The organism is Undibacterium sp. Tian12W, from assembly GCF_049339405.1.
In the GTDB taxonomy this organism is placed as follows: domain Bacteria; phylum Pseudomonadota; class Gammaproteobacteria; order Burkholderiales; family Burkholderiaceae_D; genus Undibacterium.
The window spans coordinates 32,861-54,807 of the sequence record NZ_JBMPPK010000027.1 but is presented as its reverse complement, the minus strand read 5'-3'; the positions used below and the strand labels follow the sequence as shown (position 1 = coordinate 54,807).

The following is a 21,947-nucleotide window of genomic DNA, read 5'->3' as shown; positions in this document are numbered from 1 at the left end:
ATCATGACTACGACCCTGCCTGTATCTGCCCTCGAAACCCGTTTGCGCGAGATTTTGCAAAAGCGCATCCTGATACTCGATGGCGCCATGGGCACCATGATACAGCGCTATAAATTGACGGAAGAAGATTATCGTGGCGAGCGTTTCAAGGACTTTACCGGTCCTGAAACCGTGCGCGAACTCTTCGTCAAGGGCAATAATGAACTGCTGTCGCTGACACAGCCACATGTCATTTCCGAAATCCATGAACAATACCTGGCAGCTGGTGCCGACCTCATAGAGACCAATACCTTTGGTGCGACGACTGTTGCGCAAGATGATTACCATATGGCGCATCTGGCCTATGAGATGAATGTCGCCTCAGCCAGAATCGCGCGTGCTGCCTGTGATAAATATTCAACACCAGACAAACCACGCTATGTGGCAGGTGCCCTGGGCCCCACGCCAAAGACGGCATCGATTTCACCCGATGTGAATGACCCGGCTGCACGTAACGTCACGTTCGACCAACTGGTGGCAGCTTACCTTGAGCAAACCCGCGGCCTGGTTGAAGGCGGTGCCGATGTACTGCTGGTCGAAACCATATTCGATACACTGAACTGTAAAGCAGCGCTGTTCGCTATTGATCAGTTTTTTGAAGAAACCGGTACCCGCCTGCCCATCATGATTTCTGGCACGGTTACTGATGCTTCTGGCCGTATTTTGTCGGGCCAGACAGTACCTGCCTTCTGGAATTCGGTGCGTCATGCAAAACCGCTGACAGTAGGTTTGAACTGCGCCCTCGGTGCTGCGCTGATGCGCCCGTATGCAGAAGAATTGTCGAAGATAGCCGACACCTTTGTCTGTATTTACCCGAATGCCGGTTTGCCCAATCCCATGAGTGATACCGGCTTTGATGAATTGCCTGCCGATACCTCAGCCCTGCTGAAAGAATTTGCCGAAGCCGGTTTCATCAATATCGCCGGTGGCTGCTGCGGTACCACGCCTGACCATATCAAGGCGATTGCCGACATCCTGCAAACCCGCACGCCGCGTGATATCCCGACCGTACCGGCAGCCATGCGCCTGTCTGGCCTGGAACCGTTCACGATTGATGAAACATCGCTGTTCGTCAACGTTGGTGAACGTACCAACGTCACAGGTTCAAAAGCGTTTGCCCGCCTGATCCTCAATGAGCAATACGATGAAGCGCTGGCTGTGGCCCGCCAGCAAGTAGAAAACGGCGCGCAAGTCATCGATATCAATATGGATGAAGCGATGCTGGATTCACTGGCAGCGATGACACGCTTCCTGAACCTGATCGCGTCCGAACCTGATATCGCCCGCGTGCCTATCATGATCGACTCGTCGAAATGGACGGTCATCGAAGCTGGTCTGAAATGCGTGCAGGGCAAGGCCATCGTCAATTCGATTTCCATGAAAGAAGGCGAAGCAGAATTTCTGCGCCAGGCCACGCTGTGCAAGCGTTATGGCGCAGCTGTCATCGTCATGGCCTTTGACGAAAAAGGCCAGGCGGATACTTATGCGCGCAAGGTGGAAATTTGCGAACGTGCCTATCGCCTGCTGGTGGATAGCCTGGATTTTGATCCGCAAGACATTATCTTTGACCCGAACATTTTCGCGGTCGCGACAGGTATTGAAGAACACAATAATTACGCCGTCGACTTTATTGAAGCGACGGACTGGATACACAAAAACCTGCCCGGTGCCAAGATCAGCGGCGGTGTCTCTAACGTGAGTTTCTCTTTCCGTGGCAATGACCCGGCACGTGAAGCGATACACACGGTATTCCTGTACCACGCCATCAAGGCAGGTATGACCATGGGCATCGTCAATGCCGGTATGGTCGGTGTGTATAGTGAGCTGGACGCTGAATTGCGCGAGCGTGTCGAAGACGTGGTGCTGAACCGCCGGGACGACGCGACCGAGCGCATGATAGAAATTGCTGCCACGCTCAAAGCCGGCGGCAAGAAAGAAGAAGCCACGCTGGAATGGCGTAACGAACCGGTAGAAAAACGTCTGTCACATGCGATGGTACACGGTATCACAAACTGGATCGTCGAAGATACCGAAGAAGCCCGCGCTGCCATCATGGATGCTGGTGGCCGTCCTATCCAGGTCATCGAAGGCCCATTGATGGCAGGCATGAATATCGTTGGTGACCTGTTTGGCCAGGGCAAGATGTTCTTGCCGCAGGTGGTGAAATCTGCCCGCGTCATGAAGCAGGCAGTTGCCCACCTTATCCCTTACATCGAAGAAGAAAAGAAACGCAGCGGCGACAACAAACCCAAGGGTAAGATCGTCATCGCCACCGTCAAGGGTGATGTGCATGACATAGGCAAGAACATCGTGACCGTAGTCTTGCAGTGTAATAATTTCGAAGTGGTTAACATGGGCGTGATGGTGCCCTGCTCAGAAATCCTGGCCAAGGCCAAGGCAGAAAATGCCGACATCATAGGCCTGTCCGGCCTGATCACGCCGTCACTCGAAGAGATGGCTTACGTCGCCAAAGAGATGCAGCGTGACCCGCATTTCCGCATGCTAAAAATCCCGTTGCTGATAGGCGGTGCAACTACCAGCCGTGCCCATACTGCGGTGAAGATTGCGCCGAATTATGAAGGCCCGGTGGTGTATGTGGCTGATGCTTCGCGCTCAGTGTCTGTCGCACAATCACTGCTGACGCCGGAGAGCCGTGACCAGTACATCGCTGATCTTGGTAGTGATTACGAACGTATCCGCACCCAACATGCGAATAAAAAAGCCACGCCCATGGTCACACTGGCGCAAGCTCGTGCGAATAAAATGAAAGTGGATTTCACTGGCAGCAATGCGCCGGTCAAACCCAAATTTATAGGCCGCCGCCTGTTCAAGAATATTGATCTGGCGACGATTGCCAATTACATAGACTGGGGCCCGTTCTTCCAGACCTGGGACCTGGCTGGACCTTTCCCGGCGATACTGACTGATGAAGTGGTCGGCGAAGCAGCCACCAAGGTATTTGCCGAAGGCCAGGCCATGCTGAAGAAAATCATCGAAGGCCGTTGGCTGACGGCGAATGGCGTGGTCTCTTTACTGCCGGCCAATACCGTCAATGATGACGACATAGAAATCTATACCGACGACACCCGCAGCCAGGTGGCCCTGACTTATTACGGCACACGTCAGCAAACCGAGAAACCCATCATTGATGGCGTGCAAAGACCCAACCAGTGCCTGTCAGATTTCATCGCGCCAAAAGACAGCGGCATCAAGGACTATATAGGCATGTTTGCCGTGACCGCTGGCCTGGGTATAGAAAAGTATGAAAAACGCTTTGAAGATGCGCATGATGACTACAGCAGCATCATGCTGAAGTCACTGGCCGACCGCCTGGCCGAAGCCTTTGCCGAATACCTGCATGAACGCGTGCGTAAAGACCTGTGGGGTTATGTCGCCGATGAAACCCTGAGCAATGCAGACCTGATCAAGGAAAACTACAAAGGCATACGCCCTGCTCCCGGCTACCCGGCATGCCCTGAACATACGGTCAAGACCGAGATGTTCAAGCAGATGCAATGTGAAGAGATAGAGATGTACATCACTGAATCATGGGCCATGATACCGGGCGCGGCAGTATCGGGCTTTTACTTTGCCCACCCTGAATCGAAGTACTTTAGTGTAGGCAAGATCGCTGATGACCAGGTCACGGATATGGCAGAACGCCGTGCTGTGCCCAAGGATGAAGTAGAACGCTGGCTGGCACCGAATTTGTAAACGCCAGGGGACCGGGTCTGTCCCTGATTCCCTCTAGTGGACTGTAACAGTCCACTGGCATCCTGTAGCCTGCTGCAGGATGCTGTATAAAACTTAGCCCATTTCCCTGACTACTATTGTAGTCAGTTCGCTGGCAACCTCGGGGTCAAAGCCTTCTTCCAGCAAGCGCCACTTGAAACTGTTGCCGAGCTGCGCTTTCTTATACACGTTCAGACGATGATCCCGTTTAAATTCCAGTACTTTGATTGCCGCCTGCTGCATGACTTTCTGGCGTTTGGCCACGGTCTTGTCTTGCTTTTTTTTGGCCATTTCCAAGGGTATTTCCTTGATGACAAATTCAGCAAGCTGCAGACCGAACGCTTTTTCTTCTTTTGTACTGAACCAACTAAACATGGCGTGCTTTCTACTTGTATCAAAAATCCAGCCGATTGCCACGCTGCCTTGCCTGCCTGCGTGCGCGTGTAAGCTGGTTTACCAGAGACAGATGTCTTAATTGCCCTGATTATACTGAAACTTTGCAAGGCTTAATAAAAAACAGGGGCCTAGGCCCCTGTTCTTATACTACTTCTTGCATTGCTTGCAGATTATTTGAATACATAACCTACGTTCAGACGGAATGCACGGCCATAGGCATTGTGTAAACTATCGTTGTAGCCTGCAGTTGTGTAGTTAGGATCATATGGTGCTTTGGAATCCAACGCATTCAATACACGCAGACCGATAGTCAGGTCTTTGATACCTTTGTAGGTATAGCCCAGATCTACTGTAGTCCAGCTGGCTACTGCGCAATCTGGTACATAAGTCAGGTACTTCGCAACGCCACCCAGGGATGTCGCTGTGGAAGGCTGGCCAGTACCATAGTGGCAATAAGATACTGGGTAAGTTTCAGCAGCATTGGTGTAACGCATCAGGGATACGCCGCCAGTGAAGTTGATGGCACCATTGACTGTGTGCGCTGCCTTGGTCCAGGAAGAAGACAGGCTTGCACGCAGACGTGGAATGTCGCCAACACTGGTAGAGAAGTTGGAAATACCACCACGTGTACCAACCAGATTGGTTTCTGGATCACCCGGTTTTTCTGCACGACGGAATTCTATCGTGTAGGAAGTACGGAAACGTGTATCCAGTTTGCCATTGTCGCCGAGGTTATTACGCAAAGCCATTTCGACGTCAACACCACTAACTACTGTACTGCCCTGGTTGATATAGTTACGCAGCAAGGAGATCAACGGGCCAGAATTAGGAACGACATTGCCGTTCTTGTCTTTGACGAAATTGATAGGATTGGTGTCACGGATCACTGTGCCTGGATATGCATCTTGATTATTCAGGATCAGTGTGGATGACAGGGCCGCAACTTCATCTTCCTTACGGATGTTGTAGTAATCAACCAGGATGTCGAAGTCACGTGTAGGTGACAAGACCATACCCAGCGAGAAGCTACGTGATGTTTCTGGCTTCAGGTTAGGATTTTGACGGATCAGCGTCGAAATACTTCTGGAGCAATCAGTGTTGTCGGCACCAGTCAAAGGTGTCTTACCATCAGGGCAGCGGATAGGATCAACCAGGCCGTTCAGGAAAGTCTGGGTACCACCTGCAGTAACTTGTACCAGTGCTGGTGCACGGAAACCTTGTGCATAAGTAGAACGGAAAGCCAGGGAATCATTGACTGTCCATTTTGCGCCAACTTTTGGTACGAAATTGGTTTTGAAGCTAGGGTATTTATCAATACGTCCAGCAAAATCCATTTCAAAGTTTTTCAGGAACGGTGTACGTACTTCAACGAAAGCGGAAGTGACGTTGCGTTGACCCTGGATAAACTGGTTAGCCAGGCCCAGAATCTGGCCAGAGCTGGTCAGGTTGTCTGGAGTCAGTGTCATTTTTTCCTGACGGAATTCAACACCGGAAGCAAAGCCAATAGCGCCACCTGGCAAGCTACCGAATTCTGTGCTGGCCTTGAAATCAGCCTGGGCGATTTCAGCAACACCAACGCTCTTCAGTGGACGGCTCAGATTAGGCTGTTTGGCAACATCAGCCAAAGGCATGTTCTGGTCGATCAGTTTTTGCACTTCTGGCAGCAGCAGGAAGCCATTGGCGATATCTGTACGCTCGGAACGGTTCCACAGGACGCCAGTTTCCCAATCCCAGGTCTTGTAAGTACCTTTCAGGCCAGACGCGAAACGCAGGGATTCGTTGGTAGTATTGCTGCCACCTGCGATGTTTTCAAAGCGATACACGACAGCGGCGCGGCTGGTCGGGAATGGATTGTCAGGATGACCAACTGGCAAGATAGCCTGGAATGGTGTACCTGCGCCAGACAGGGCAAATGCTGTGGATGGTGTACGACCATCGATGGAACGTGAACCACCTGTGTAGTCACGGTCAGTTTTGTTGTACGCAATTTCAGCAAAAGCGGACATGGTATCGTTGATCTGATAAATACCGCGGGACATCAGGCTGACGTCCTGGCCGGCGCCCTGTACTTCAGCGAAATCGTCGAGGTTGTAGTTACAGAACTGACGACCATACAAAACGCTGGTAGTAGCGATATTGTATTGCGCGCCGCCTGTGATCAAACGGGAAGGATCGCAATTAGTGCGGTTAACCACGTTGGCATCATTAGCAGAGAAGAAAGTCTTGCTGCCTGGTGTACGTTCACGGTAGAAGAAAGGCTGGTTACTGATGCTGCTGGAATAAGGTGACAGGCGGCTGTTGAGCACGCTGTACAGGTCTTTTTCTACATCGTTGGCATCCTTGATCGCAACGCGGTCACGTTTGGATATTTCAGCACTGACAGTAACGTTGTAACCGTCTTGTGCATAGTTACCAAAACCGGCAAACCCACTGATGCTTTTTTTCTTGAACTGGTTGTTATCATTCGCGCCTATGCTGGCGTTCATTTGCAGACCCTGGTAATCGCTCTTGGTGATAAAGTTGATTACACCAGCGATAGCGTCAGAACCGTACACTGCAGATGCACCATCCTTGAATATCTCTACGCGTTCCAGCATGGACAAAGGAATGCTGTTGATATCGTACAGTGTCGATTGACCCTGGTTAGGATTGGCATAAGCCGATGGCGTCATGCGACGGCCATTCAACAAAATCAGCGTGGAGCTGGAACCCAGGCCACGCAGGGATGCTGTCGCTACGCCGCGGGAAAAGCCGCCATCAACTGCATCGAATGCGCTACCGCTGCCCAGGGCAGGGATAGTACGCAGCAATTCAGCAACAGAAGTCGCGCCGCTTTGGCTGATATCTTTTGCTGTCAGAGTCTGGATAGGAGAAGTACCTTCTTTATCAATACGCTTGATGTGGGAACCAGTAACTTCAATTTTTTGAATTTTTTCTGCTGGCTCAGTCTGTGCATGAGCATTGACGAGCATACTGCCAGACAACATTGCCAGTGCCAGCTTGACAGCATAAGCACATTTCTTCTCTTGATAAAACATCCAGAATCTCCTTGGTGGAACATGAACAGGTATAGCCTGCAATGATGGCAACAATCGCTTAAGTCTCTTGAACTGACTTGAGGTTTCGCGGTCGAACCTAAACGTTGCTTAAACAATGTGCATATCGTCTTGTTCTTACGCGATAGTGTTTTGCCAAAAACCTGTGGTTTTCCACAGTCTGCGTAACACTAACAATTCGATACACTTTGTTGCATCTCAGAATGATCCCATTACAATTTCATTACCGTCCAATGAGAATTTCATAAAGACGTATATAATTATCGTTATGATTGATACCTTACCCATAGAAAAGTACTTCGCCCGGCAACTCAAGATCAAGCATCTGCGCCTGCTGGTAGAACTGGCGGATAAGCAGACGGTTGCTCAGGTTGCGGCGACTTTGCATGTCAGCCAGCCGGCTGTTTCCAAGATGCTGGGTGAAATGGAAGAAGGAATAGGTGTCAAATTATTTGAACGTGCTGGCCGTGGTATAAAACCAACACCCTCTGGTGAATGTCTTATCAGACATGCCAGAGAAGTCTTATTCAATTTACAAAAAGCACATCAGGAGATGCGTTCACTGGCTACCGGCACCGTCGGTAAAGTCACAGTCGGCATCCTGAGTGTGGTCTCGACCACCATCATTCCGAAGGCGGTCAAGATACTCAAGGCCAGCTGGCCCAATGTCACCTTGTGCATCATGGATGGCACGGTTGATCAGCTCTTGCATGAACTGCGCGAAGGCAAGATAGACATGGTCATAGGCCGTGTGTTTTCTGAACGTGCGGCAGAACATCTGCAGGAAGAGGTTTTGTATGACGATCCACTCGTCATCGTCACGTCCAGCAAGAACCCGCTGGCAAGACGCGATAACCTGACCTGGATGGATTTGAATAACCTGCCCTGGATTTTGTCGGTAGAAGAATCACCGACGCATCAGCGCATGATCAACCTGCTGGCCAAGAATGGCTTGAACAAACCTACCGACGTCATCGAATCAGTGTCGCGCTCAGTCAACGTGCCTTTGCTGATGGAACCGCCACGTCTGGGCTTGTTGTCACTGTCGGCGGCCCGCCAACTGGTGTCTGAAGGTGTCTTGCAAATCCTGCCCCTGAACCTGGGTCACCTGCCCAGTCCGGTAGGCATGATATGGAACAAGACCCGGCCTTTGTCCCATGCAGCCCTGACCTTCCAGGATTGCATACGCCAGGCTTCGCAATCCTACAAAAACATGCTGATAGGCTAAGCATGAACATGCTTGGCTGATTTACAATGTGTCCAGTTTCTTCGCCTGGACAGCAAATGCAAACAGATCACTTATCGTATGGTTCAGATCAGTCAGGGCTGATTTGTGGCTATGTTTTTGCACATGAACAGCCTGGCAAGCCCCTGGACACCAAAGAGGCGGTCGAATGGCTGCAATCACCGCACAGCAGCCGTGATGATTCTTTTATCTGGCTGCATTTCAATTTATCCAATGTCGCTGCCGAAAAATGGCTGCGCGAACATGCGTCCCTGCCGGACGAATTTTTTGAAACCCTGCATGAAGGCTCACGTTCTACCCGCATAGAACACGCCGACCATAGCCTGATCGCGGTCGTCAATGATGTCTTGCATGATTTTGCCTTTGAAGCCTCGGACATCGCCACCCTGTGGCTGAATGTCAGCAGCAATGTCATGATCAGCGCCAGGCGCAAACCGCTGAAGTCGGTAGACCGGTTGCGCAATGCGGTGAACCAGGGTGAACATTTCAGCTCACCGACAGAATTACTGACCCATTTATTGCGTGACCAGGCTGATGTGCTGATAGGCATAGTGCGCAATGTCATCAAGAAGATCGACGACATCGAAGACCATTTGCTGGCCGATCGTTTAAATCACAAACGGGCCAACCTCGGCGAATTGCGGCGGGTGCTGGTGCGCCTGCAAAGATTGCTGGCACCTGAGCCTGCCGCCCTGTTCCGCCTGCTGCAAAGACCACCGGTCTGGGTGGCTGAGCGTGATGTACAGGAGTTGCGTCAATCGACGGAAGAATTTGCCGTGGTGCTCAGTGACATGGCCTCTCTGCAAGAGCGCATTAAACTCCTGCAGGAAGAAATTGCCGCCAGCGTCAATGAACAGAATAACCGCTCGCTGTTCGTGCTGACGATCGTCACCGTACTGGCCCTCCCCATCAATATCATCGCTGGCCTGCTCGGTATGAACGTTGGTGGCGTGCCATTAGCGCAACATGAAAATGGTTTCTGGATAGTCGTTGCCATCGTGGCGACGTTTACTGCGATTGCCGGTTGGCTGGCATTCAGGAAAAACCGTAACGATTAAAGCTTCCCTTCCACCAGTATTGCAAGGAAAAGCCATGAGCAAGCTGTCATTCAATCAGGGATCACCACAATTCATCCCGCTATCGACTTACCAGTCCTACCCGGAAACTGAAATGCTGGCGCGTGCGCAAAGCTTTTACGAGGACATGAAAAGGCGCAAGACCATACGCGAATTTTCTGAGCGCCCCGTACCACGCGCAGTCATAGAAACCTGTTTGCTGACAGCGGGGACAGCACCATCAGGTGCCAATCACCAGCCCTGGCATTTTGCCGTGGTCAGCGACCCCGCCCTGAAGCACAAGATACGCATAGAGGCAGAGATAGAAGAGCGCGAGTTTTATGACAGACGTGCCCCACAAGAATGGAAAGATGCGCTGGCACCACTGGGCACGGACGCGGACAAACCTTTCCTGGAAACTGCCCCTTACCTGATCGCCATCTTTGGGCAAAAAGCCACACTCATGGATGACGGCAGCGCTGTCAAAAATTATTATGTGCCTGAGTCTGTATCGATTGCGACTGGCTTTTTGATTTCAGCCCTGCATCAGGCTGGCCTGGCAACATTAACCCATACCCCCAGCCCCATGGGGTTTCTCAACCAGTTGCTGCAAAGACCAGACAATGAAAAACCTTATATCCTGTTGGTAGTCGGCTACCCGGCAGAGCATTGCCTGGTACCGAATATACAAAAGAAGCCACTGGAGCAAATTGCCAGTTTCTTTTAAATCTGTAAGCTGATGTCTATCTGAAGGGGTTTCTTATGACTGCCATTTACTCACGCCTGCTGCTGGCCGCCTGCATGCTAGCTGGCATGATCATCAGCCTGCATGCACATGCCGCTGATGACAATGCCACTCTGGTCAAACAAGTCATGCAAACTGAAGCCGCCTTCGCCAGGACCATGGAAGTGCGTGACCACAAGGCTTTTACTGAATTCCTGGCGGATGAAACCATCTTTTTTTCGACCAAAAAAGTCTTGCACGGCAAACAGGAAGTGGCAACGGCCTGGAAACGCTTTTATGAAGGTGCTGCCGCCCCTTTTTCATGGGCACCGGAAACAGTAGAAGTGCTGGAATCGGGCAAGCTGGCACTCAGCAGTGGACCGGTGCGTGACCCGCAAGGCAAACTGGTGGCAACCTTTACTTCAATATGGCGGCAAGAAAGCCCGGGGGTCTGGCGTATCATTTTCGATAAGGGAAATGACGTCTGTGAGTGTGCCAAGCCTTGAATAAGGCAAAAAATCCCTGTTTTGCATCAGAACCAGCACAATTTGAGCATAAAACCCACATTCACCCCGGAATTGTAGACAGACACACAAAAAGCTGATGTAACATGCAGAATAAAGCTGCGCGTAACACATCGCGCTGCCAGCAGTAGCTACGCTAAAAACCGAGCTCAAGCGTCACATTTCCGGACACCGGTGTCATGACTGATATTCATACACAGTTTATTGAGCTTGGCCAACTGCGCATAGGCATGTTTGTCTATTTGGACGTGGGCTGGATGGACCATCCCTTCCCGGTTTCTAATTTCAAGATCAGCAATCAGTCGCAAATCGATACCATACGTTCGCTGGGTCTGGAGCGTATACGCTATGCGCCGGATAAAAGCACGCCGGAAACCAGCAGCACTGCCGAACAACAGCCCGCCCAACAGGAAATCAAGGCCACTGAAAGTCCTGCGGCCTTTGCTGCCCGGCAAAGAAGAGAATTGCTGGCCAGCCAGCAAGCCAGCCTGCAAGTCTGTGAGCGCCAGTTTGCCCACGCGGCACAAACCTTCAAGCAGGTCACGGATCTGCTCCATTCCCAGCCTTCCCAGGCCAAAGAACTGGCCGAACAATTGATACAAGGTTTCTTGGGCCAGATACTCGGTGAAGATGAAGCAGCGATACGCCTGCTGTCAGAAAAAGCCGGTGAAAAAACTTCACTGCATTCGATCAATGTGACCGTCATCTCACTCTTGCTGGGCAGGGCGCTGCATTTGAGCAAGGCAGAGATGCTGGACCTGGGTGTCGCCACCATCCTGCATGACATAGGCAAGATGGAATTGCCAGACCGCCTGCGCTGGCAGGATGAGCATTTCAATCATGCCGAGCGTGAGCTGTATCATGAACACGTACTGCATAGTCTGGCAATGGCGCGCAAGATGGGCTTGTCGGCGAATGTCATGCTGGCCATCGCCCAGCATCATGAGCATGCCGATGGCACGGGCTACCCCAGCAAGGTACAGGGTGACAAGCTGAGCCCGATCAGCCGCATCGTTGCCCTGGTCAATCATTACGATAATCTGTGTAATCCGGCCAACCCGGCATTTGCAGTCACGCCGCACGAGGCCCTGTCGCAAATTTTTACCCAGCACAAGCCACGCTTTCATGCCCCCACCCTGACCGCCTTTATCCGCATGATGGGTATTTATCCGCCGGGCTCAGTCGTGCAATTGACCGATGAACGTTATGCGATGGTGGTTTCTGTCAATTCTGCGCGGCCCATCAAACCCAAGGTAGTCATCCACAATTCGGCCATACCTCGTGACGAAGCACTGGTCATCAATCTGGAACATGAAAGCACATTGTGCATACACCGCAGCTTAAAGCCGCTGCAACTGCCGAAGGCGGCTTATGATTATTTGTCGCCACGCAAACGCCTATGCTATTTCTTTGAACGCGGGCTGGAGGCCGAAACGCGTACCGAAGATGGGGCAGCCGCATGAAAGCCCATCCCTGGCAATCACTGATAGAAGGCTTGCTGGAAGCGGTGATACTGGTCGATCCCATACAGCTACGTATAGTCGCGGCCAATAAGTCTATTCATCACTTGCTGCAAGTCCCGCCCGGCAGCCTATTTGGCAAGGGCATCGTTGATCTGGCGGCGGCACCTGAAGATGTATTCTTCTGGGAAGATGTGGCGGCAGGTTTATCAGAAAACATCCATTCCGAAACCTTGCTGAAACGTGCTGATGGCAGCATAGTCCAGATAGAAAGGCGGGTAACCCTGCTCAGAATGGGGCTGGACAGCTCAGTCTATGTGGTCGCCATCAATGACCATTCCAGTCAGCGCCAGGTCGAGAACGAGCTTGAAAAATTGATCGCCGAACTGCGCGCCACACTGGAATCCACGGCAGACGGCATACTGGTCACCGATCTTGATGGTGCGATACGCAGTTACAACCATTTGTTCGCTGAACTATGGGGCTTGCCAGACGGGTTGATGACACAGCGTGATGACAAAGCCATCTATGCCTGGATGGACAAGAGCATGCTTGATGCCCGCCAGTATGAAGAAAGACTGGGTACCATCACCCGCTCGCCGTTGATGGAAGCCACCGATGTACTGACCCTGCGCTCTGGCAAGATACTCGAGAGAGTGACGCTGCCGCAGTATGCACGGGGACGCCCGATAGGCCGGGTTTATTCTTACCGCGATATCACGCAGCGCCTGGCAGATGAGGCACGCCTGCGCCTGGCCGCCAAGGTATTTGAATCGAGTACCGATGCGATTTTCATTACCGATGCAGAACAAAAGATAGTCACCACCAACCCCAGTTTCGAACGTCTCAGCAGTTATACCGAACAGGAAATGCTGGGCAAGACTCCCAGAGAATTTTTTTCCATGGAAGGCAATGCCACCCAGGTGGAGAACCTGCTCAATGAGCTGGAAAACCTGGGTTTCTGGGAAGGTGAATTGTGGAACCGCCGCAAGAATGGTCATGCTTATCTGTGCATGATTTCGCTGGTCAAGGTCGCCGATGCCCAAGGTGGTGCTTTGCACTACATAGGTTTTTTCAAGGACAGGACCGAAACCCATACGGCAAAACAGAAGATAGAGGAACTGGCTTTCACAGACGTGCTGACAGGCTTGCCCAACCGACTTTTGCTGGATGAACGCATACGCCAGGCGATCACGATTTCCAGCCGCAATCATTCGACCTTTGCCCTGCTATTTCTCGACCTTGATCATTTCAAGCAAATCAACGATGCCCTCGGCCACCCCTTTGGTGACCGGGTGCTATTGCAAGTCACAGAACGGTTGAAGAAATGCATACGCCAGGTGGATACTGCCTCGCGACTGGGCGGCGATGAATTTGTCTTGCTCCTGCATGAAGCAGATGCCGAAGGCGCAGAGATTTGTGCCAGGCGAGTATTGGAAGAATTGTCCGCACCGTTTTCACTGGATGGCATGAATTTCACTGTGACGGCCAGCATAGGCATTGCGCTTTATCCGGCAGACGGACAAAGCATGGCTGACCTCATCAAGAATGCCGACAGTGCCATGTACCACGTCAAGGAACGCGGGCGTTCAGACTTCCGTTTTTACCAGCGCCAGATGAATATCGGTCTGTTGTCACGCATGAAGCTCGACCATGCCATGCGGCAGGCACTGGAACATGAGTTATTCCGCTTGCATTACCAGCCTCAGATAGAGCTGGCTACCGGCAAGTTGCTGGGTGTCGAAGCCTTATTGCGCTGGACGGACAAAGACCTGGGCGAAGTCAGTCCTTCACAATTCATACCGGTGGCAGAAGAATCGGGCGTCATTGTCCCCATAGGTAACTGGGTCCTGCAAACAGCGATACGGCAGGCCGCCTTATGGAACCGTGACGGCCAGTCCATGCGGGTGGCGATCAATGTCTCGGCACTGCAATTCCAGCAGGCCAATTTTGTTGACAGCATTGCCGCAGCCTTGCTTGAACATGACTTGCAGCCACATTGCATAGAACTGGAATTGACAGAGTCGATACTCATCAAGGATGCAGAAGATGCCCTGAGAAAACTGGAAGCCCTGGCAGCCCTCGGCGTCAAGCTGGCGATTGATGATTTTGGTACCGGTTATTCCAGCCTCAGTTACCTGAAACGCTTCCCTATCTACAAACTCAAGATAGACCGCTCATTCATCAATGACTTGCCCGGCAATGAAAGCGATATCGCAATAGTCACCGCCATCATCAGCCTGGCCCATGCCCTGAAATTACGGGTGATTGCCGAAGGCGTCGAAACTCAGATGCAAAGGGATTTTCTGCAGCAACTGCAATGCGAAGAAATGCAGGGCTATCTGTTTGCCCAAGCGATGTCGGCAGAAGAATTTGAGCAGCGTTATCTGCGCTGAGATTTGCGCTGAAAATAAGCTAAATTGCCGGACACATAAAAAAATGCCGCTAAAAAATGAGCGGCATTTTTTCATTTATTCATTTGAGCATCAGGGCAAATCAAAGATGCGTTTTCCAGTAACGCGAATCATCGCGAATCTCTGCAATCTGTTCGCTGGTCAGGTCATTGCTGACCAGTTCGCGGCTATCCATCGCCATGCTGCCAACCTTGACACTGGCTTTGAGCAGATAACGGTAGCCTGTCACCGTATCACGATCTACACCGTCGCCATGCAGGTAGCGCAAACCCATTTGAAACTGGGCACTTGATAAACCCTGGTCAGCAGCCAGCGTTTCCCAGTGAGCAGCCTGGGCAACATTTTTTTCTATCCCGGTACCATCCTGCAAGGCCAGCGCCAGGTAATGCTGGGCACTGGCATTACCTTGATGAGCAGCCTGTTGATACCAGAATACCGCTTCTTCGGGATTTTCTTCCACGCCCTTGCCGTTGGCATACATATAGCCCAGGGCCAGTTGGGCAGAAGTCAGACCTTGCAGGGCAGCGCGGCGGAACAGGCGGAAGGCCTGGCCTTCATCAGTGTCGACACCCTCGCCTGTCAGGTACATGACACCGAGGTTAGCCTGGGCACCGGCATGTCCCTGGTCGGCTGCCTGTTCCAGCCAGTAAGCTGCTTCCTGAGGATTTTGCAGGTTCTCACTAGGCTCAAGGTAGAGCAAGCCCAACATATTCTGTGCCTGCGTGTCCCCTAGCAGGGCCCAGCGCCGGACTTGCATTTCATCATCAAAATCATCGTCACCCAAAGCCGAGGCACAGGTCGTCATGATCATGAGCACCATCAGCAGATGCCGCCATTTTTTCATTTTATCCTCACCTGTTTTACTTCATGTACAGAATGCTACGCCTATCCTGCCTTTTGCGTGTGTCTCGACTGTTGGATTAGGTAACAAAATGTAGCCACCAGTCAGCAAGTGCAGCCACTCTGAGAGTAAACTACAGGGACAGACAGTTTCCCCACCAGCCATGAAAGCAGATGCCGTGACCTCAGCAAAAAAGCTACGCATAGGATTGATTGCCAACCGATCTCACCAGGACGCCCCGAATTCTGCACTGGTGCAGCTACTACATGGTGGCGGACCAGCGCTAAGACATCTGCAGGCTGAGCTGGTCATCGTCGGGCGTACTCTGGACGCCATTATTTCACATGGCCTGCTAGAAAGCTGCCCTGCGGTCGAGCGTTTTCCCTATGGCCGTGAAGGTGGGCTCATGAAACTGGTATCAAGGGTGGTCGATAAAGACCCGGCCAGGGCGGTGGATGCGGTGATTTACCTGATAGATCCGGTCGATCCTTCTTCGGTTTTCCCGGAAGCCCATGCACTCAAGCGTCAGTGCGTGATACACCGTAAACCTTTTTTGGCGACGCTGGCCAGCGCCAGAGAATGGCTGGAACTCGAAGCCACGGCAAGCGGTGCAGCAACAGACCACAAACTGAACCCGACTTTTGAATTACAAAATGAAGGTATCGCCCTGATCGCCCATGATGCGATGAAGGACAGCATGCTGCTCATGGCAGAGAAACACTTTGCGCTGCTCGACAGCTTTGGTCACCGCTATGCAACCGGCACCACCGGTGGCCTGCTGAACAAGCTGGCACAAAGAATCAAGGGAGAAGAGGCTGGAAAGAACTGGGTCACCCCTTATCTTTCCGGCCCCCTCGGTGGGGATGCGCAACTGGCAGAGCTGGTGCTCGACCGGCAGATACGCCGCATCCTGTTCCTTGAAGACCCGCATGTGGCACGCCAGCATGAAGCCGACATACAGTTACTTGAAAGAGCGGCCCGCACCGTCTGTGACTTTTCGCAAGTCATCAGTGAAGTCACTGGTGCAGACCGCTGGCTGACCCTGCTGACCCAAAGGGTCAGCAGACAGGCTTAGGCCGCTGTTGCGGTCTGGCTGGACAGACGCTTGAGTCTTTCCAGCGTACTCTCACCTGCAGTATCTGCCTGCGCCACCGATTTGCGGATGGCGTCAATCTCTGCCGCCTGGTCCAGCGGTTTTTGCCCGATATCGGCAACGATGCGCAAACCTGCTGCTTCGTTACTGACTGTCTGCGCACGGCGGGTCAGGGCATTCAAGGCACTTGAATGGCTGGCCATGCTGGACAGGCTGCTGAGTTGCTCCTGTCTGTCCATGCGCAGTTGCTGCAAGTCTTTCTGTGCCTTGGCCGCAGCCAGGCTTTGCAGGGCTTTTTTCGCAGCAGCATCAAAGTCTGCCAGTTGTTTGGAGAAGGCATCGACGATCTTCTGCAATTCATCCATGTATTCTCTGGCATCTGCTTCTTCCTGAATTTCCAGTGGCAGACGTGCCTTGTTGGCTTCAAGCTCATCACAGAACAGGCTGACCGTTGCTTCAGAAATCTTGCCTGCAGCAAGACGATCTGCCAGTGTTGCCGAGGCTTTTTCATCGTTCGCAATCAGCTCACGCAGGCGCACCACATCATTATGTTCCTTGTCGAAAGAAGCACGGGCCGCGGCCAGTTTTTGTGCCGTATCACGCAGGGCGGCTGCCAGGCGGTCACGGTCAGCTTCGGTCGCTGTCTCTGGATCAAAATTGGCGATCGCCTCAGATATCTTGTCGCCGAGTGCGCCAAAGTGTTTGGAAATCAAACGTGCGGTCAGGCCCCAGCCATTCATATTGCTCATGGTAATCCTCTCAGTGTGTGATGCGGTAATGGTCAAATACAGTATTACGGGTACTACATCAAAACGGTGCTATTGCACCAGCAGCCTTTCCGCCTCCAGGGGTAGGGCAATCATAAAATCAACATGGATGTCGCGCTTGCTGCTGCCATCCCTGCTGCGTAAAATCTCAGTGCTGATCAGCAGTAATTCGGACTGCTCACCAGCCTCACTCAAACTCCTGCGGTAAGGCATGAAGACCACGTCCTGTTGCAAACCGAGCTTGCCTGCTGCATCATCGATGCGGGTTTCGACACCTTTAAAAGGAGCAACGAATTCCTGCGCCGGGTCACCGGCATCGCGTTCATATTGCAGACTGTCAGCATCAGCAAATACATTGTCGAGACTGGCCTCGTCCCAGCCTATGCCCGCCAATTGCTCGCGCCACAGGCTGTAGTTGCGGTCACCCAGGCCGGCACCGTTTTCACCGAGGAAGGATTGCTGGTCTTCGACGGTTTCTGGTATCAGCCGGGTCAGGTGGCTGCAATACAAAAGCTCTTGCAATTCACCGCTGGCATCGCAATACAGCTGCAGGAATTTCTCGCCGCCATTGTTACCATCGGCGTCGCGGTTCAGGTAATAGCGGTACATCTTGCCGCTGATCGGCAGTTGCACACGGCTGATGGCGACGATGCGGGTCTCGGCGTCATCCGGCATCGCTATCAACGAACCCTGGCTGATGGCACGTATCAACGGTGTCTTTTGCAAATTGACGACACTGCCTATACGCGCACCCAGTGGCAGGGAAGCATCCTGCCTGCCACTCTCTGCATGCATGTCATCTGCGACCAGTTCATCCTTGTCGTGTTTGTTGAACAGCTTGCCTACATACTGATATGCATCTTTCCAGGCCATGGTATTAATTTCCTCCTAAACTGTAATGAACTGCACTGTCTTGCTTATTGCGCTTATTGCGCCTGTTGCGTCTGCTGAGCAGGAATTGCCAGCCTGCCCAGGCCAGCGCAGCGAACAGCAAGATGACGAGAACGGTGCGCAGCAATTTAAAATCACCGTTCTCCTGGGCCACTTTGGTCGCTGTCGCTGTTACTGTTGCCGCTGCGCTTTCTGCATCTGAACTGCTCAGTGCAGGTGTCTTGTCACCCACTGCGGCAGCGCTGCTGGCGACCTCATCCTTGCTACTGCCTGTCCCGACATTGGCAATCGGTTCCAGTTGCTGGGACTGACGGTTTTCTGCTGCCTGAGGGTGGCTCATCACACTCCCCAGTATCACGCCACCGACAACGGCAGGCAAAATGCCACTGCCTCTCTGCGCTACCTGCGGCTGCATCATGACCGGTGCAGTTTGCGTCACAGGTGGTGTTGCATATGTAGACTGATTGGCAGCCTGTTGATTGCCGCTGTTATTAACACCATTGTTGCCACGGACACTATTGCCAAAGCCCCGCTGGCTTTGCTGCGCTGTCTGCTGGCGTGCATCCATGCTCTTTTGCGCATTCGCCTGTGCCTGATTTTTTTCCAGGTCACGGTTCAGTGCAGAATCAGACTTCTTGCTTGCATACGCAGGCTTGCTGGTATTGAAGCTGCCAAATCCTGTCTTTGAGGGTGCCGATGGCGCAGGCTTACTGACGCTTCTTTGCGAAGAGAAGCCACCACGAAAACCGCCAGAAGACCCGGATGAACGCCCGGCAGCATGTGCAAGGCTGGCCGAGAGTGGCAAGACCAGCGCCAGCATGATTGCTATTAATTTGTTATTAAAACTGTTCATGGTTCTCATCTATAGAAATATGGTTAAGCTATCTGTACAATCCCTCAACGCTTGATGGATGTCATCATAGTGAGCAAAAACACAAAGATCATCGGTAATAAATTAGGGAATTCACCATGACACGAAAATATTCAGACATGAACCAGCACGACGCCTTATACAAGATTGCGCGCGCCTATCCTGGTGGCCTGGAAGCCCTGGCGGGCCGCATGGAAGTCTCGGTGAATGTCTTGCGCAACAAGCTGGCACCGGGCATAGAGTCACACTACCCTTCGTTTGAAGAACTCTCGCTGATCGTTGAACTCTGTCATGACGCGGGCGTCAAAGATGCCCATCTGCCACTACATGCGCTGTTAAGCCGTCATGGCATGGCAGCATTTGTGATACCTGAGCCTGACCAGGTCAGTGAAGATGATTTGTCGCAAACAGTCTGCCGCGTCATGAGCCGCGTTGGCGATGTGGCAGAGGCAGTATCAACTGCCTTGATCGATGGTGTGATTACGGATGCAGAAGCCGACCTGATAGAAAAAGAATTTCAGAGTGCACTGACCGTGCTGGGTGAATGGCGTGCGCGCATACGCGCACACCATAAGCAAAAAGAATCGTGATTTTTTCTTGTGTTTGAAAAAACGCTTAATGGAATTTCTTTTCAAGCAAGGCAACTATCCGCGGCCAGCCCATCTTGCGTGCCAGATCCAGTGCAGATTCGCCTTTGGGATTGAGCGCGCCGGGATCGGCACCATGTTTGACCAGCAAACTCACCGGTGCGAGATTACCTGCCAGTGCGTCTCTCTGCAGCAGGGTCCAGCCATCAGCATCGACGCTGCGGGTAAACGTTGGTTCATCCCGCAAACCCTGGTCCATTTTCTCAGCCATGTTTTCACTCATGGGATGTTCAGGCAAGTCTGCTGTGTTGAGAATAATCGGCTGCTCTTTTTTACCAAACAGGCCAGATAAAAAGCCCTGTTTTTCTTGCGTAGCGGCGGGCACGATCATGACTTCACCAGGCTTGCCAAAATCCAGGCCCCAGGCCTGGTCATGATCATCGCGTTCGGCTTTTGACATGTCGCTGCGCATGACGTCAATACTGTAGCCACCATATACTTTACCGTTGATGGTGTACATCCAGTCACCGATCTCCGCCAGCGGGACACTGACAGGATCGCCAGCGCTAATGCTGTCCAGCCATTGCGGATTGTTCAACAAGACACCTGAGACGGTGTCGCCATCAAACTGTATTTCATTAATCCACATGTGCTCGACTTCTGGCCCTTCACTACCCGGGTCAGTCGCAAACGCGACCTTGACCGCAGCCAGGCCTAGTCCGGGAATAATGCGTCGGTACTCCCATGACAGCTCGCGCCAGAAATACTTGAAAGTCTTGCGCGCCTGTTCGGCTGCCGCCTGCATCGCCGGGCTGGCACCTTCATACATGACTATCTTGTCTTCGCTCATGATATTGACCAGTAAAATAAAAACACTGTAGCGCAAAGTTGACTGACAAATAAGCAAGTGCATGACTTCGTTTCAATTGATACAAGTCCTTACTTTTTATGCATCAGGTGCTTCACTGGGCATGGCGACATCTACGGAAATTTGAATAGATGAAATATTTGCCCAGCAGCATTTTCACTCCTGCTTTACAATGTAAGCCTGCCCTATGCCAAGCCGCCAGGCTGCCATCATCATGTCCACAGAACTTGCCAGCCAGCGACCTACCTCCCTTGCGGATTTGTATATTTCATTTACCTTATTGGCATTGCAAGGATTTGGTGGCGTACTCGCGGTTGTACAGCGCGAACTCGTGGAAAAGAAACGCTGGATGACGATGGAAGAATTCGTCGAAGACTGGGCTGTTGCACAGATTTTGCCGGGGCCGAATGTCGTGAATCTGTCGCTGATGATAGGCCATCGCCATTTCGGTTTTGCCGGTGCCATGACAGCGCTGGCTGGCATGTTGTCAGTGCCCTTGCTGATCGTCGTGATGCTGGCGGTGGTGTATGCGCAATTTTCACAATATCCTCAGGTAGTCGGTGCGCTACGTGGCATGAGTGCGGTGACTGCCGGCCTGATCATTGCGACAGCGCTCAAGCTGGTACCGGCGCTCAAAAATAATCCTGTTGGCAGACTTACTGCGCTGGTTTTCAGCGCACTGTGTTTTGCCGGCATCGCTCTCTTGCGCCTGCCGCTGGCCTATGTCTTGTTCACCCTCGGCACCATCACCTGCGCACTGGTTTACCGGAGGCTGAAATAATGCCTGATACCCTGCATGGTGCCCTGCACATCACGATGAACTGGCATGACTGGTTGCAGTTGTTCCTGCATTACATGATGCTGTCGCTGTTGTCGATAGGCGGGGCGATTTCCACCCTGCCTGACATGCACCGTTACCTGGTCACGCAACAGGGCTGGCTTAGCGACGCACAATTCAATGCCTCGGTGTCGATTGCCCAGGCTGCACCCGGCCCGAATGTCTTGTTCATCGCCCTGATGGGCTGGAATGTGGGCATGAACGCCGGTGGCATGTGGACAGCATTGATAGGTGTTTTCGTCGCCATGACAGGCATACTTTTACCTAGCACCACCCTGACTTATGTCGCAGCAAGCTGGGGTCATGCCAACCGTGAATTACGCAGCGTGCGCGCCTTCAAGCTGGGCATGGCACCGATAGTCATCGGCCTCTTGCTTGCTACTGGCTGGATCATGGCAGCATCGCATGACCAGGCCAGCAGGGACTGGCCTTTATGGCTGATGACCGTGGTCTGCACCGTCGTGGTCTGGCGCACCCGCCTGCATTTGCTATGGCTGCTGGCGGGTGGTGCTGCACTGGGCTGGTTTGGCCTGATCTGAAGACAA

General features: G+C 52.4%; 18 protein-coding genes. 11 read left to right on the top strand and 7 right to left on the bottom strand.

Going from position 1 to position 21,947, the window contains the following annotated elements; genetic code table 11:
• Positions 1 to 3: 3 nt before the first annotated feature.
• Positions 4 to 3,753, top strand: coding sequence for a methionine synthase (metH, locus tag ACO0LI_RS26795; RefSeq protein WP_423036523.1), 3,750 nt, complete (start codon positions 4 to 6; stop codon positions 3,751 to 3,753).
• A 93-nt stretch (positions 3,754 to 3,846) separates the two neighbouring features.
• Here the strand turns inward: metH and ACO0LI_RS26790 are convergent, their stop codons facing one another.
• Together ACO0LI_RS26790 and ACO0LI_RS26785 are read right to left on the bottom strand one after the other, a co-directional pair.
• Positions 3,847 to 4,188, bottom strand: a complete 342-nt coding sequence (locus ACO0LI_RS26790) for a hypothetical protein (RefSeq protein ID WP_423036522.1) — start codon at positions 4,186 to 4,188, stop codon at positions 3,847 to 3,849.
• 149 nt (positions 4,189 to 4,337) lie between these two features.
• A complete protein-coding gene (locus tag ACO0LI_RS26785) occupies positions 4,338 to 7,205 on the bottom strand; it encodes a TonB-dependent receptor plug domain-containing protein (protein ID WP_423036521.1) in 2,868 nt (955 codons plus the stop codon).
• A gap of 286 nt (positions 7,206 to 7,491) precedes the next feature.
• Between ACO0LI_RS26785 and ACO0LI_RS26780 the strand changes: the two genes are divergently transcribed.
• The 6 genes from ACO0LI_RS26780 (at position 7,492) to ACO0LI_RS26755 (ending at position 14,628) form a co-directional block, all read left to right on the top strand.
• Entirely contained in the window at positions 7,492 to 8,451 is a 960-nt protein-coding gene (locus ACO0LI_RS26780; protein ID WP_422953940.1) for a LysR family transcriptional regulator, read from the top strand.
• 56 nt (positions 8,452 to 8,507) lie between these two features.
• Entirely contained in the window at positions 8,508 to 9,527 is a 1,020-nt protein-coding gene (locus ACO0LI_RS26775) for a transporter (RefSeq protein ID WP_423036520.1), read from the top strand.
• Between the two features lie 34 nt (positions 9,528 to 9,561).
• The gene (locus ACO0LI_RS26770; protein WP_423036518.1) at positions 9,562 to 10,251 is read left to right on the top strand and encodes a nitroreductase family protein; all 690 of its coding nucleotides are present in this window, start codon (positions 9,562 to 9,564) and stop codon (positions 10,249 to 10,251) included.
• 35 nt (positions 10,252 to 10,286) lie between these two features.
• Positions 10,287 to 10,754 carry a YybH family protein gene (locus ACO0LI_RS26765; RefSeq protein WP_422953937.1) on the top strand — a complete coding sequence of 156 codons (468 nt, stop codon included), beginning with the start codon at positions 10,287 to 10,289 and terminating at the stop codon, positions 10,752 to 10,754.
• Between the two features lie 197 nt (positions 10,755 to 10,951).
• The gene (locus tag ACO0LI_RS26760; RefSeq protein ID WP_423036516.1) at positions 10,952 to 12,235 is read left to right on the top strand and encodes an HD-GYP domain-containing protein; all 1,284 of its coding nucleotides are present in this window, start codon (positions 10,952 to 10,954) and stop codon (positions 12,233 to 12,235) included.
• A complete protein-coding gene (locus ACO0LI_RS26755) occupies positions 12,232 to 14,628 on the top strand; it encodes a sensor domain-containing protein (protein WP_423036514.1) in 2,397 nt (798 codons plus the stop codon). Before ACO0LI_RS26760 ends, ACO0LI_RS26755 begins: the two co-directional genes overlap by 4 nt.
• A 100-nt stretch (positions 14,629 to 14,728) precedes the next feature.
• Here the strand turns inward: ACO0LI_RS26755 and ACO0LI_RS26750 are convergent, their stop codons facing one another.
• Entirely contained in the window at positions 14,729 to 15,490 is a 762-nt protein-coding gene (locus ACO0LI_RS26750; protein ID WP_423036512.1) for a tetratricopeptide repeat protein, read from the bottom strand.
• A 160-nt stretch (positions 15,491 to 15,650) separates the two neighbouring features.
• On the opposite strand from ACO0LI_RS26750, the gene ACO0LI_RS26745 reads away from it, so the two are divergent.
• Positions 15,651 to 16,562, top strand: coding sequence for a methylglyoxal synthase (locus ACO0LI_RS26745; protein WP_423036510.1), 912 nt, complete (start codon positions 15,651 to 15,653; stop codon positions 16,560 to 16,562).
• Here ACO0LI_RS26745 and ACO0LI_RS26740 read toward each other — a convergent pair.
• The 3 genes from ACO0LI_RS26740 to ACO0LI_RS26730 form a co-directional block, all read right to left on the bottom strand.
• On the bottom strand, positions 16,559 to 17,329 hold the full coding sequence (locus tag ACO0LI_RS26740) for a hypothetical protein (RefSeq protein WP_423036508.1): 771 nt from the start codon (positions 17,327 to 17,329) through the stop codon (positions 16,559 to 16,561). The two genes, ACO0LI_RS26745 and ACO0LI_RS26740, sit on opposite strands and share 4 nt — an antisense overlap.
• Positions 17,330 to 17,398: 69 nt before the next feature.
• Positions 17,399 to 18,220 (bottom strand): hypothetical protein, encoded by an 822-nt coding sequence (locus tag ACO0LI_RS26735; RefSeq protein ID WP_423036506.1) that lies wholly within the window; start codon positions 18,218 to 18,220, stop codon positions 17,399 to 17,401.
• A 4-nt stretch (positions 18,221 to 18,224) separates the two neighbouring features.
• The gene (locus tag ACO0LI_RS26730) at positions 18,225 to 19,091 is read right to left on the bottom strand and encodes a hypothetical protein (protein WP_423036504.1); all 867 of its coding nucleotides are present in this window, start codon (positions 19,089 to 19,091) and stop codon (positions 18,225 to 18,227) included.
• 116 nt (positions 19,092 to 19,207) lie between these two features.
• Between ACO0LI_RS26730 and ACO0LI_RS26725 the strand changes: the two genes are divergently transcribed.
• Positions 19,208 to 19,699: a phage regulatory CII family protein gene (locus ACO0LI_RS26725; protein WP_423036502.1), complete on the top strand. Its 492-nt coding sequence runs from the start codon at positions 19,208 to 19,210 to the stop codon at positions 19,697 to 19,699.
• A 25-nt stretch (positions 19,700 to 19,724) separates the two neighbouring features.
• Here ACO0LI_RS26725 and ACO0LI_RS26720 read toward each other — a convergent pair whose 3' ends face one another.
• Positions 19,725 to 20,546 (bottom strand): DUF2314 domain-containing protein, encoded by an 822-nt coding sequence (locus ACO0LI_RS26720; RefSeq protein ID WP_423036500.1) that lies wholly within the window; start codon positions 20,544 to 20,546, stop codon positions 19,725 to 19,727.
• Positions 20,547 to 20,778: 232 nt separating this feature from the next.
• Here ACO0LI_RS26720 and ACO0LI_RS26715 point away from each other — a divergent pair, with 232 nt between their 5' ends.
• Together ACO0LI_RS26715 and ACO0LI_RS26710 are read left to right on the top strand one after the other, a co-directional pair.
• Positions 20,779 to 21,345 (top strand): chromate transporter, encoded by a 567-nt coding sequence (locus ACO0LI_RS26715; RefSeq protein ID WP_422953928.1) that lies wholly within the window; start codon positions 20,779 to 20,781, stop codon positions 21,343 to 21,345.
• Complete coding sequence (locus ACO0LI_RS26710; RefSeq protein WP_423036498.1) at positions 21,345 to 21,941, top strand: chromate transporter; 597 nt, start codon at positions 21,345 to 21,347, stop codon at positions 21,939 to 21,941. Before ACO0LI_RS26715 ends, ACO0LI_RS26710 begins: the two co-directional genes overlap by 1 nt.
• Positions 21,942 to 21,947 lie beyond the last annotated feature (6 nt).

Excerpts from the sequence above, each read along its gene's own strand:
- metH (WP_423036523.1), top strand. The coding sequence starts at position 4 with ATGACTACGACCCTGCCTGTATCTGCCCTCGAAACCCGTTTGCGCGAG.
- ACO0LI_RS26785 (WP_423036521.1), bottom strand. The coding sequence starts at position 7,205 with ATGTTTTATCAAGAGAAGAAATGTGCTTATGCTGTCAAGCTGGCACTG.
- ACO0LI_RS26780 (WP_422953940.1), top strand. The coding sequence starts at position 7,492 with ATGATTGATACCTTACCCATAGAAAAGTACTTCGCCCGGCAACTCAAG.
- ACO0LI_RS26775 (WP_423036520.1), top strand. The coding sequence starts at position 8,508 with ATGCAAACAGATCACTTATCGTATGGTTCAGATCAGTCAGGGCTGATT.
- ACO0LI_RS26770 (WP_423036518.1), top strand. The coding sequence starts at position 9,562 with ATGAGCAAGCTGTCATTCAATCAGGGATCACCACAATTCATCCCGCTA.
- ACO0LI_RS26765 (WP_422953937.1), top strand. The coding sequence starts at position 10,287 with ATGACTGCCATTTACTCACGCCTGCTGCTGGCCGCCTGCATGCTAGCT.
- ACO0LI_RS26760 (WP_423036516.1), top strand. The coding sequence starts at position 10,952 with ATGACTGATATTCATACACAGTTTATTGAGCTTGGCCAACTGCGCATA.
- ACO0LI_RS26755 (WP_423036514.1), top strand. The coding sequence starts at position 12,232 with ATGAAAGCCCATCCCTGGCAATCACTGATAGAAGGCTTGCTGGAAGCG.
- ACO0LI_RS26750 (WP_423036512.1), bottom strand. The coding sequence starts at position 15,490 with ATGAAAAAATGGCGGCATCTGCTGATGGTGCTCATGATCATGACGACC.
- ACO0LI_RS26745 (WP_423036510.1), top strand. The coding sequence starts at position 15,651 with ATGAAAGCAGATGCCGTGACCTCAGCAAAAAAGCTACGCATAGGATTG.
- ACO0LI_RS26740 (WP_423036508.1), bottom strand. The coding sequence starts at position 17,329 with ATGAGCAATATGAATGGCTGGGGCCTGACCGCACGTTTGATTTCCAAA.
- ACO0LI_RS26735 (WP_423036506.1), bottom strand. The coding sequence starts at position 18,220 with ATGGCCTGGAAAGATGCATATCAGTATGTAGGCAAGCTGTTCAACAAA.
- ACO0LI_RS26730 (WP_423036504.1), bottom strand. The coding sequence starts at position 19,091 with ATGAACAGTTTTAATAACAAATTAATAGCAATCATGCTGGCGCTGGTC.
- ACO0LI_RS26725 (WP_423036502.1), top strand. The coding sequence starts at position 19,208 with ATGACACGAAAATATTCAGACATGAACCAGCACGACGCCTTATACAAG.
- ACO0LI_RS26720 (WP_423036500.1), bottom strand. The coding sequence starts at position 20,546 with ATGAGCGAAGACAAGATAGTCATGTATGAAGGTGCCAGCCCGGCGATG.
- ACO0LI_RS26715 (WP_422953928.1), top strand. The coding sequence starts at position 20,779 with ATGTCCACAGAACTTGCCAGCCAGCGACCTACCTCCCTTGCGGATTTG.
- ACO0LI_RS26710 (WP_423036498.1), top strand. The coding sequence starts at position 21,345 with ATGCCTGATACCCTGCATGGTGCCCTGCACATCACGATGAACTGGCAT.